Below are 11,875 nucleotides of genomic sequence, written 5' to 3'. Positions count from 1 at the left end.
TCGCACACGGCCCAGCCCCTACGCTGGGCCGTTGTTCTTTGTCACGGCAAGGTCTAAACTCGAACCTCCCCTACACGGCACGCGGATGCGCGCCCACCCCATATTTTCGTGTTTCATTCTGAGGAGTCTTGTGAACTCTGCACCGAAGAATTCTCCAGCCACTCATTCTCCCGCTGACGCATCTTCATCCAGCCGCGCGGATAACGCTGGAATTTCAGCCATCGAAGCCGAGCAGAACTATGTCGATGGCCTTTTTGACCGCCTAGATGACGAGGTAGCCGCGGCAAACGCGCGCCTGAATGAGGTCCAGGCCGAGGTCGATCCGGCGACCCCCGATGCCGATGCCTTAGTGCGCCGCGAAACGGAATACCACGGCTTGCAGGCCAAATTGGACCGCCTCAACGTCGCGCAGATGGGGCTCGTCTTTGGCCGTATCGATATCGATGCTCCCGGCGATAACCCGACTGAAGAAGGACTGGACCGCCGCTATATCGGCCGCATGGGTTTGGATGCGCGCGAAGAAAACTATCGCACCCTCCTTCTGGATTGGCGCGCGCCCATGGCCCGCCCCTTTTACCTCGCCACCACCGCACAACCTGAAGGCGTACACACGCGCCGCCAGATCCGCATGTCCGGCCGCACGGTCACTGATGTCAATGATGAGGCCTTAGATGGCCCAGGCGTGCGAGAGGAAGAGGCGGGCGTGGCGAGCGAGTCCGCCCTGTACTTTGCCATGCAACGCGCCCGCACGGGACACATGACGTCCATCGTGGAAACAATCCAGCGCGAGCAGGACGAGATCATTCGGGATAATACCCGCGGCGTCATGGTCGTAGAAGGCGGCCCCGGCACCGGTAAGACTGCCGTCGCGCTGCACCGCGTTGCCTACCTGCTCTATACCCACCGCGAACTGCTATCTTCCACCGGTGTACTCATCGTTGGGCCCAATACCAATTTCTTGGACTATATTTCCCGCGTGCTGCCAGAACTCGGTGAAACCGGTGTCGTGCTCTCCACCATCGGTGGGTTATTTCCCGGCATTACTCCCACCCATACCGAGGGGCTTGTGGGCCGCGAGATTAAGGGCAGTGCGGCCATGGCGGAAATCCTGAGCGCCGCCGTCAAGGATTATCAGCAGGTGCCGAATGAGCCTCGGGACATCACCGTGGATGGCCTGACCCTGACCATCACGCCGTCCATGGTGAAGAGGGCGCGCACCCGCGCCCGCCGCTCACGCAAGCCGCATAACCAGGCGCGCGAGGCGTTCATCGAGCACTTCGTAGAGGACCTGGCCCAGGAGATGGCCACCAAGGTGGGCACGGATCCCCTGGGCGGGGAAAACCTCTTAAGCCGCGCGGATGTGGACCAATTCCACGACGATCTTGCCATTGATGAGTCCGTGGTGGGCTGCATCGATGATTTTTGGCCCGAGCTTGATCCCTCTGAGGTACTCGCCGCGTTATTGTCTTCCCGCGAACGCATTGCCTCGGCTGCCCGCGGCTACGACGAGGAAACCCAGGCCGCCTTGTACCGCGCTGATGGCTACGCCTGGACTGATTCCGATGCTGCCCTTTTGGATGAGTTGGCCGTCCTCATCGGGCTGCCCAATCCGGAGGAAAAGAAGGCGGCCAAGGACGCCGAGTGGCGCGAGCAAATCGCGGATGCAGAAGGTGCGCTGGATATCCTGTCCTCCTCCGAATCGACCGATAACGACGATGACATGTTTGAGGCGGAAATTCTTTCGGCGCACGACGTGATCGACGCAGAAACCCTGGCGCAGCGCCAGGAGGTGCGGGATACGCGCACCACCGCGCAGCGCGCCCGGGAGGATCACACGTGGGCCTTTGGCCATATCATCGTGGACGAGGCGCAGGAGCTTACCCCGATGGAATGGCGGATGCTCTTCCGCCGCTGCCCGTCCCGGTGGATGACGTTGGTTGGCGATACCTCGCAGACGGGCTCCCCTGCCGGCGTGGATGACTGGGGCGAGGACCTGGAACCGTTCATCGCCCAGCGCTTCCGCCACCACCTCCTTACCGTCAATTACCGCACGCCCGAGCCCATTACCGAGCTTGCCAATGGCCTGTTGGCCTCCATCGATCCGGATGCCACCCCGGCCATTGCCATCCGCGATGGCGAGCCGGTGCGCCGGCTTGCCGATGCCGACTTCACCCCCGGCATTACCACCGAGGACGATGGCCGCCTGACCGCGGTCATTGATTCCACGAACGCCGAAGCAGTTAAGGGCCTCGAATTCGACCACGTTATCGTGCTTCACCCGCGCGAGATTGTCGATGCCTCCCCGCAGGGGCTGCAGAATCTGTACGTCTGCATCACCCGGGCCACGCAAACGCTGACCCTTGTAGGAGATACTGCCGGCGTGCTTTAGCCCGCTGGGATCACAAAACCCACCGCGCGAATCCAGAGGTGGACTCGCCGCGGTGGGTAAGGCGAAAGCCGGTCAGGCGAAAGCCTAGATTAATTGACGGTGTGAACAATCATGACGTCACAATCGGACTGACGCGCCACATCCGCTGGCACCGAGCCGAGCAGACGGCCGGTCAGGGAATTAATGCCGCGGTTACCAACGATGAGCAGGTCTGCATCATTGTCATTGACAATGGACATCAGGGCTTGCACCGGCGTGCCAGGGCGGACGGCGGTTTCTACCTTGGAAACACCGTGCTTTTCCGCTTCTTCCTTGCCTGCCTGCAGGTTGGCTTCGGCTTTCTCATCACCAAGAATAGTGACGGAATCCTGACGCAAGGTCTTCGAAGCCTGCTCTTGATTCTCGTAGTAAGCACAACCGATGATCAGCGTGGCATCGAATGCAGCGGCAATCTTGGCTGCTCGCTCCACGGCGAGGAGGGAGGACTTGGAACCGTCAGTACCGACAACAATCGTGCTGTAGTCGCTCATGATGACCTTTCTTTGTGGGTGTGTACCCTAACTATTCTAGTGTGCCAACTTGGCGTTACTGCAAGTCTAACAATGAAAAGTGATTAACGTTTTTCACTCGTGTTAACCACCACGACATCCACCTTGGATTTATGGGTAAGTTCCGTTGGCACCGAGCCAAAAACGCGCCCGCGCATGGAATTAACGCCGCGATTGCCCACGACTAGGAGCTCAACGTCGTATTTCTCCGTGACCTCGATTAAGGCGTTGACGGGGTCACCGGGGGTGGTGACCACCTCAATGTTTTCCGCCCCTTCGGACTCAGCAATCCGCTGCGCGTTCGTGAGGTAGGTATCGGCCATTTCTTCGCTGACCACCGGTAGCCTGGAGCCCTCACCGCTGGGGGCGCCGAGCATGGACCCAGAATGGTTATAGGCTGCGGAGACGATAATGAGCTTGGCATCGTATGCCCGCGCCATGGATGCCGCCGAGCGCACGGCGCGCAGGGAAGTTTCAGAGCCATCGGTACCGACGGCGATGGTGTGATACGAAAGCATGATTCTCCTTGCTGGTGAAGTACTAGGTCGGCACATTGAACCGGCTTTTAGTCGCCCCCAGTATAGTCAGGACGCCGGACCAATAAGCCGATCGTTGCAGTAGTGCGCACTTTTAGGGGGAGAGCGTTACCAGGACGGCGCGCACGCCGCTAGATTCCGGCTTCCTTCAGCCCGCGCAGTTCTTTCTTCAAATCCGCAATCTCATCGCGCAGCCGGCCGGCCAACTCGAATTTCAGTTCGCGCGCGGCAGCGCCCATCTGTGCCTGCAGGTCATTGATGAGCGCCTCAACCTCATCGGTGGCCATGCTGGACACGTCGCGCTTTTCCACCACCGCTGAAGGATCCGACTCGGCGGTCTCCTCCCCATTGTTCTCATAGACCTGGTCCAAGATATCCGCGATCTTCTTGCGCAGCGGCTGCGGATCCACACCGTGTTCCTTGTTATAGGCAATCTGCTTCTCGCGGCGGCGCTCCGTTTCATCGATGGCTTCTTGCATCGAGTCGGTGATTTTATCCGCGTACATGATGACCTCGCCCGATACGTTACGCGCGGCGCGGCCAATGGTCTGGATGAGCGACGTCGTCGAGCGCAAGAAGCCTTCCTTATCCGCATCGAGGATGGCCACGAGCGAGACCTCGGGCAAGTCCAAGCCCTCGCGCAAGAGGTTGATGCCCACGAGCACGTCGAATTCGCCCTGGCGCAATTGGCGCAGCAGCTCCACGCGCTGCAGCGTATCGATATCCGAGTGCAGGTAGCGGACCTTAATCCCCTGCTCCAAGAGGTAATCCGTCAGGTCTTCTGCCATGCGCTTGGTCAAGGTGGTGACCAATACGCGCTCCTGAGAGGCGATGCGGCCGCGGATCTCATCAATAAGGTCATCAATCTGGCCCTTTGTGGGCTTCACCGTCACCTTAGGATCGACCAGGCCGGTCGGGCGAATGACCTGCTCGACAAACTCGCCGCCGGAGGAGGTCATTTCGAAATCGCCAGGGGTGGCGGACATATAGACGGTTTGACCAACGCGCTCTTCAAACTCATCGAAGGTCAGAGGCCGGTTGTCCACCGCGGATGGCAGGCGGAAGCCAAATTCCACCAGGTTTCGCTTGCGCGACATATCGCCTTCGTACATGCCGCCTATCTGTGGCACGGTCACGTGGGACTCATCGATGATGGTAAGAAAATCCTCTGGGAAATAGTCCAAGAGCGTGGCTGGCGCGGACCCCGCCGGGCGGCCATCCACGTGGCGGGAGTAGTTCTCAATGCCGGAACAGAACCCCACCTGCTCGATCATCTCTAGGTCATATTCCGTGCGCATGCGCAGCCGCTGTGCTTCTAGGAGCTTGCCGCGGTTTTCTAGATCCTCGAGGCGCTCAGCCAACTCTTCCTTGATATCGGCCACGGCCTTTTCCATCCGCTCTGGGCCGGCCACGTAGTGCGTGGCGGGGAAAATGCGCACTTCATCGACCTGTTCGATAACGTCACCGGTTACCGGGTGGATATAGTACAGCGAGTCGATATCATCGCCGAAAAACTCAATGCGCACCGCGCGCTCCTCGTACGCCGGAATGATATCGACCGTATCGCCCTTGACGCGGAAGGTACCGCGGGTAAAGCCCACATCGTTGCGCTCATATTGGATATCCACCAAAAGCCGGAGGAAACGGTCCCTATCGAGCTCCTCGTCGACGGCGATAATGACCGAGCGATCCAAATAGGATTGCGGGGTACCCAGGCCGTAGATGCACGAGACCGAGGAGACCACCACGACATCGCGCCGCGAGAGCAATCCAGAGGTGGCCGAGTGGCGCAGGCGCTCGACGTCCTCATTGATGGAGGAGTCTTTTTCAATATAGGTATCGGTCTGCGCGATATAGGCTTCTGGCTGGTAGTAGTCGTAATAGGAGACGAAATATTCCACCGCGTTATTGGGCAATAATTGGCGCAGCTCATTGGCCAGCTGCGCGGCCAAGGTCTTATTGGGCGCCATGACGAGCGTGGGTCGCTGCTGCTTTTCAATCAACCACGCGGCCGTCGCGGACTTACCCGTACCGGTTGCGCCCATGAGCACAACGTCGCGCTCGTCACGGTTGAGGCGCTCATCAAGTTCCTTGATGGCCGCAGGCTGGTCACCTGCGGGTTCATAATCAGAAACGACCTGAAACTTGCCGGGGGTGCGTTCTACCTCGCCGACGACGCGGTGTTCAGAGTTTGGAATAAGGGGATGTTCAGCAGCAAAAGCCATGCCCGCTATTCTACTGCTTGGACGCTCCTGCTAGCCATTTCACGGCAGCGCGGCCTGGGCGGTGTGCAGCCACTGGTTCAGCTCCCCCGTTGGTTCCCAGAGCGCGTAGACCGACGAGGACTCAGAGCACATCGCTTGGTTGATGCGCCGGCGCAGCCATGCCTTAGATTGCGGGGTGTACAGGGACGTAAGATCCCGTGGGGCTACGCCGTCTGGCAGGCCATCGGCAGGCAGCTTCGTCAGTGCACCTAATGCTATGACCGCTTCGGCTTCATCGGAATCGAGCACCCCCGTGCCGCACGATCGCTGAAAGTGCCGGAGATCAAAAGAACCATCCCGCAGGCTATCGAGTACGTCTCGCGCCGCGTGATTATCGAATGGTCCAGTGCCCCAAGTTCCCACGCTCAAGTAGTGTAGGAGCCAAAAGTAAACATTAATAGGAAAATGCGTTAACGCTACCTACCAAAAAGGTTAAGGTTAAGAAGACGCCGCCTCGATCTCATCGCAGACCGCCGCTGCGTGCTCGGCCAGTTGTTCCTGCGTGCCGTTATTGTCTATGACATGGCTTGCTGCCGCGAGCCGCTTCTCATCAGAAATCTGGGCGTTAATCCTTTTGCGCGCGTCTTCCTCATCGAGTCCGCGGAAATCCACGAGGCGCCGCACCCGCTCTTCTGGGTCCACGTCCACGACGATGACAAAATCCATATCCCCGTCGAGCCCATTATCCACCAGCAGCGGCATGTCATAGACCGTAAAATCAACGCCCTCTTCGCGCGCGGCGGCAAATTGCCGCTGGGTCTCTTCTTGGATGCGCGGGTGCGTAATCGAATTGAGGAGCTCGGTATGCTCCTTGTCCACGAAGGCCCGGCGAGCGAGTTCCTTGCGGTCGAGGCTGCCGTCTTCCTGCAGGATGTCCTCGCCGAATTTCTCCGCTAGCTCGGCCAATGCCGGTTGGCCAGGCTTGACGATGTCCCTCGCTATGCGATCTGCGTCCACCACCCGCCAGCCGCGCCGGGCGCACAGCTTCGCTACCGTAGATTTCCCGCTGCCAATTCCCCCGGTTAATCCGATTAGCTTCATAAGGTACCAGGGTACGCGAAAAGGAGCCCGGCACGACTGCCTGGGCTCCTTGGTACGGAATTTACGCGTGTCTATTAGGACTCGAGTTCTTCTTCCGGCTTTGGATGAATCTGCAAGAGTTCATCGCTTGGGGTGACAGCGCCGGTAGTGCCGCTCACGGAACCAAATTTCTTGGCGTTGGTAACAACGACCGGGGTAATCAGGTTGTAGTCCTTGGACTTGATGAAGTCTGCGTCAAAGCTGATGAGCTTATCGCCAGCGGAAACGCGCTGTTTCTTTTCCACGTGGACATCAAAGCCCTCGCCGCCGAGTTCCACGGTATCCAGGCCAACGTGGATGAGCAGCTGTACGCCGTTATCCAGGTTCAGACCGATCGCGTGGCCGGACTTTTGGACGGTGAGCACGGTGCCATCGGCAGGCGCGTAGACGGTATTGCCGGTTGGCTTCACTGCAGCGCCTGGCCCAAGCTTCGCGCCGGCGAAGATGGGATCGGGTACCTCGGACAGGTCCACGGCCTCACCCTCCAGAGGAGAGTCCAGCTTGATGGTTGCCTGTTCTGCTTCCTTGGTGGCGATCCCGGTGGCGGACGCAACCCCTGCAGCCTGTGCATTGTCAGAACCGTCCGACTCATCATCGGATCCTCCGATGATGCGGGACTCGGAGCGGCTAGCGACCTCTTCCACAGTCTCGTTATTTTCGCGGGCGATGCGCTCGAGGTCGGCCTGCTTTTCCTCTGCGGTGCGGTAGCCAAACAGCAGCGTGAGGGAGAAGGAGGTGAAGAATGCCACGGCGATGCCGATGATGTAGCCCACCTGCGGGGTCATGGCTGGGGTGGTCAAGATGGAGGTGAAGACGAAGGCGTTAGCGCGGACATCGAATAGCCCCATCACTGCACCACCAATGGCACAACCCGGCAGCAGGCGGTAGTAGGTGCGGCGGAAGCGGAGCAAGATACCGTAGAGGGACGGCTCCGAAATACCGCCGAGCATGCCGGCTGCGAATGCACCGACGGAAACCTGGCGCATGGAGTTGTTCTTCTCCCTCATGGAGATGACCATCACGGCGCCGGTGACACCGAAGCAGGCAAAGTTCCACGCACCCATCGGGCCCTGGATAAAGTCGTAGCCGTAGGTCGTGATGTTTTGAATCATGATCACGTTGAGCGGCCAGTGCAGGCCCATGGGCACCAGGAATGGGTACAGCAGCGGAATGACAATGGCCAAGATGAACGGCGAGAAGTCATTGATCTGGAACAGTACCCAGGAGATGCCGTTGCCCACGCCGATGCCGAATGGGCCGAGCAAAAAGGCCGTGGCCGGAATCATGATGAGCAGCGAGAAGAATGGCACGAAGACCATGTGTACGGCGCTCGGGATGACCTTCTTCAGACCCTTTTCCACCCAGAACAGGCCGATAGCGGCCAAAATCGGGGGGAATACCTGGGAGCCGTAAGAGTTAATCACCAGCGGCAGGCCGAAGACGTTCACGGTATCGCCCTGTTCACCCAGGGACATGAATTCCGGTGTCAGCAGTGCGGCAGGAATTGCGGCCGAGACCCACATATTCGCACCTAGCTTCTGCGCGGCGGTGGCACCCACCATCACCGGCAGGAAGTAGAAGACCGATTGGAACATCGCGTGGGCCAAGCGGTAGCCCTCAGGCTGTTCTTCCAACGGCGCGCGGAAGTCTTGGATGCCAATGGTATCCGCCAGCACCAGCAGCGTGATGATGAGGGAGGCACCAAGCAGCGCCCACAGAATCGGGCGGAAGGTATCAGAGAGAAACTCGAAGCAGTAGTCGATCCAATCGTACTTACCGCGCACACCATCGTAGTTCTTCTTGGATGAGGAGCCCTCCTCATCCGGCGGGTTTACCCCAGGGTCCTTGATGATTTCGCCGTAGTAGTTGGCCACGCCGCCACCCATGACCACTTGGTAGCCATGCGTACCCTGCGTGACGGAACCGAGAACGGCCGTATCGCTTTCTAGCTTTTCCTGATCTACTTTCCCCACATCAGCGAGTTGAAAACGCAGGCGCGTCGCGCAGTGCGTGAGCGACGTGATGTTATCGGCGCCGCCCAAGCTATCGATGATGTGTGTGGAAGTGTCCTTAACAGATGCCACTTCAACTCCTTGCATAAAGACAAAACAATAGTCAGTACTCAACTGGCTATTACGTCACACTCGGATTATAAGTGAGAGACAACACAAACAAAAGCCCAATTCAGTGGCCTTTAGTGGGGGTAGTTGTCTTTTCTGGAGGCCCAGTCACTTCTCCGCAGGTCAAGAACCCGCAAACGAAAAATAACGGGCAATCGTTTGCATATACTGTCATAAAACTCACAAAGCCGCGTCCTGTCTCCCAAAAGGAGAAGGACGCGGCTAGTGCAGCTGCGTGGAGTTAGGGGTTATATCACCCCAAGTTCCAAAGGCGTCTTAGTTGCCGGCGAGCTTGTCGCGCAGTGCAGCGAGCTGCTCGTCAGAAGCCAAGGATCCACCGGACTCTGCCTGAGTCTCCGATGCCGGAGCTGCATCGGAGGAGTCAGACGAGTAGTTGGAGGATGCTTCAGCGGACTCCGCGGCCTCTGCGGCGGCAGCGCGGTTGCGTTCGATCTGAGCGGTGTGCAGGTTGAAGCGGCGCTCGGACTCTGCGTAGCGTGCTTCCCAAGCCTGACGCTGCTCGTCGAAGCCTTCCTTCCACTCGTTGGTGTCCGGGTCGAAGCCTTCTGGGAACACGTAGTTGCCCTGCTCGTCGTAGGAGTCAGCCATGCCGTACTTGGACGGATCGAACTCTTCGGAGTAGTCCTCGTCAGCCTGCTTGACGGACAAGGAGATACGACGACGCTCGAGGTCGATGTCGATGACCTTGACCATAACTTCCTGGCCAACGGTGACAACCTGGTCCGGAACCTCGACGTGGCGCTGAGCCAGCTCGGAGATGTGAACCAGGCCCTCGATGCCTTCCTCGACGCGAACGAACGCACCGAACGGAACCAGCTTGGTGACCTTGCCCGGCACAATCTGGCCCACAGCGTGGGTGCGGGCGAAGACGCGCCATGGGTCTTCCTGGGTTGCCTTCAGGGACAGGGAAACGCGCTCGCGGTCCAGATCAACGTCCAGAACCTCAACGGTTACCTCGTCACCAACGGTGACAACCTCGGATGGGTGGTCGATGTGCTTCCAGGACAGCTCGGAAACGTGAACCAGGCCGTCGACGCCGCCAAGATCGACGAAGGCGCCGAAGTTGACGATGGAAGAGACAACGCCCTTGCGGACCTGACCCTTCTGCAGCTGGTGCAGGAACTCGGAACGGACCTCGGACTGGGTCTGCTCCAGGTATGCGCGACGGGACAGGACAACGTTATTGCGCTGCTTGTCCAGCTCGATGATCTTAGCTTCCAGCTCCTGGCCAATGTAGGGTTCTAGGTCGCGGACGCGACGCATCTCAACGAGGGAAGCAGGCAGGAAGCCGCGCAGGCCGATGTCCAGGATGAGGCCGCCCTTGACAACCTCGATGACGGTACCGGTAACCGGCTCTTCCTTGGCCTGCAGCTCCTCGATGGCGCCCCAAGCACGTTCGTACTGTGCGCGCTTCTTGGACAGGATCAGGCGGCCTTCCTTGTCCTCCTTGGTCAGGACAAGCGCGTCAACCTCATCGCCGACCTCGACAACTTCGTCGGGGTTGACGTCGTGCTTGATGGACAGCTCGCGGGAAGGGATAACGCCTTCGGTCTTGTATCCGATGTCCAGCAGTACCTCGTCGTGGTCAACCTTGACGACGGTACCCCCGACAATGTCACCATCGTTGAAGTACTTGATGGTGGCGTCTACAGCTGCGAGGAAGTCCTCTGCGGTTCCGATATCGTTGATCGCAACCTGAGGGGTAGTAGAAGATGGCATATTGTAAAAATGCTCCGAATAAATGTAGGAAATCGTTCGTGGACAACTGCGTGTCTCTCGAATTAAAAGCCCATCTGCGCTGCACAAATACAGGAGATAGAGGCCACATTCGATCCCGCCGCGTGATTGCCCCAAGCTTTCCTACAATAGCCTGCAACAACCCGTGGCATAGACATGCTTGTAAAAGCCTACATCTGTCCAGCTTATACGGCAAATATTGCACGCCAATCAGAAAGGTAACCCACCCCAGTGACTTCACCCTCTCACGCCAATCAATCCCACTGGGATGATGATGCGGTCTCTTACCATGCCGAGCACCCCGAGTACCTTTCCTCTTTTTATTGGTGCCCAGAAATGCTGCACGAGGCCGATGCGCAGCTGCTTGGCGATGTCTCCTCCGCCGCCGTCCTCGAAATCGGCTGCGGGTCTGCCGCCTGCACCCAATGGCTCAGCACCCGCGCCCGATTTGTCACCGGCTGCGATATTTCCCGCGGCATGCTCGCCCACGCAGAACCTGGTCTGGCACTCACCCAAGCCGATGCACTGGCACTTCCCTACGCCACCGATTCCTTTGACGTGGCGTTTTCCGCCTTCGGTGCATTCCCCTTCCTCGCCGATCTTGATGCCGCGCTCGCGGAAGTTGCCCGCGTTGTACACCCAGGCGGGCGCTTCGTCTTCTCCGTGACCCACCCAATGCGCTGGATCTTCCCCGACGATCCCACCAGCCTTACCGCAGAGATCAGCTACTTCGACCGCGCCTACCTGGAACACGATTCCACCGGGACGCTCACCTACGCCGAATTTCACCGCACCATCAGCGATTGGTTCCGCGCGCTTCAAGGTCGCGGCCCGTTTCTCATCGAGGACATCATAGAACCGGAATGGCCCGAAGGCTTAGAAACCACCTGGGGTCAGTGGTCCCCGCAACGCGGGGAGATTTTCCCAGGCAGCATGATTTTCATCTGCCACGCCTACAGCTAACGTGGACAACATGATTGCCGAAAGACTGGGAATTGCCCTGCGCCGTGCTGTGGCATGGTGGATCGACGCCTTTCTCGTCGCCGCCATCGTCACCGTGGTGCGGTGGCTGATTAATGCTCTTGCCAGTACCCCCTTATCCGGCCGCCCCGAAGAAATCTACGAGGCGGTCGCTCTCGCCGTGGCCTTTTATATCTACCGCGTGTGGGTGGGAGACGAA

9 protein-coding genes are annotated in these 11,875 nt (G+C 58.9%); 2 read left to right on the top strand and 7 right to left on the bottom strand.

What is annotated here, in order from left to right:
• The first annotated feature begins 130 nt into the window (after positions 1 to 130).
• Complete coding sequence (locus QP970_RS09825; protein WP_502870065.1) at positions 131 to 2,389, top strand: HelD family protein; 2,259 nt, start codon at positions 131 to 133, stop codon at positions 2,387 to 2,389.
• An 89-nt stretch (positions 2,390 to 2,478) separates the two neighbouring features.
• Here the strand turns inward: QP970_RS09825 and QP970_RS09820 are convergent, their stop codons facing one another.
• From QP970_RS09820 to rpsA, 7 genes are all read right to left on the bottom strand, one after another.
• Entirely contained in the window at positions 2,479 to 2,919 is a 441-nt protein-coding gene (locus tag QP970_RS09820) for a universal stress protein (RefSeq protein WP_005282685.1), read from the bottom strand.
• A gap of 83 nt (positions 2,920 to 3,002) precedes the next feature.
• Positions 3,003 to 3,455, bottom strand: coding sequence for a universal stress protein (locus tag QP970_RS09815; protein ID WP_239269871.1), 453 nt, complete (start codon positions 3,453 to 3,455; stop codon positions 3,003 to 3,005).
• A 149-nt stretch (positions 3,456 to 3,604) separates the two neighbouring features.
• Entirely contained in the window at positions 3,605 to 5,698 is a 2,094-nt protein-coding gene (gene uvrB, locus QP970_RS09810; RefSeq protein WP_239269872.1) for an excinuclease ABC subunit UvrB, read from the bottom strand.
• Positions 5,699 to 5,737: 39 nt separating this feature from the next.
• Positions 5,738 to 6,100, bottom strand: a complete 363-nt coding sequence (locus QP970_RS09805) for a DUF4259 domain-containing protein (protein ID WP_239275779.1) — start codon at positions 6,098 to 6,100, stop codon at positions 5,738 to 5,740.
• Positions 6,101 to 6,175: 75 nt separating this feature from the next.
• Complete coding sequence (gene coaE / locus QP970_RS09800; RefSeq protein ID WP_239269874.1) at positions 6,176 to 6,778, bottom strand: dephospho-CoA kinase; 603 nt, start codon at positions 6,776 to 6,778, stop codon at positions 6,176 to 6,178.
• A 74-nt stretch (positions 6,779 to 6,852) separates the two neighbouring features.
• Positions 6,853 to 8,916, bottom strand: coding sequence for a glucose PTS transporter subunit IIA (locus QP970_RS09795; RefSeq protein WP_239269875.1), 2,064 nt, complete (start codon positions 8,914 to 8,916; stop codon positions 6,853 to 6,855).
• 297 nt (positions 8,917 to 9,213) lie between these two features.
• Positions 9,214 to 10,677 (bottom strand): 30S ribosomal protein S1, encoded by a 1,464-nt coding sequence (gene rpsA, locus QP970_RS09790; RefSeq protein WP_239269876.1) that lies wholly within the window; start codon positions 10,675 to 10,677, stop codon positions 9,214 to 9,216.
• Positions 10,678 to 10,926: 249 nt separating this feature from the next.
• Here rpsA and QP970_RS09785 point away from each other — a divergent pair, with 249 nt between their 5' ends.
• Positions 10,927 to 11,658 carry a class I SAM-dependent methyltransferase gene (locus QP970_RS09785; protein ID WP_239269877.1) on the top strand — a complete coding sequence of 244 codons (732 nt, stop codon included), beginning with the start codon at positions 10,927 to 10,929 and terminating at the stop codon, positions 11,656 to 11,658.
• The last annotated feature ends 217 nt before the right edge of the window (positions 11,659 to 11,875 follow it).

Origin of the sequence: Corynebacterium sp. MSK073, assembly GCF_030232085.1 — a bacterium.
Taxonomy (GTDB): Bacteria; Actinomycetota; Actinomycetes; order Mycobacteriales; family Mycobacteriaceae; genus Corynebacterium.
Note: the sequence above shows the minus strand (reverse complement) of the source record. Positions and strands in the feature narration are given on the sequence as shown.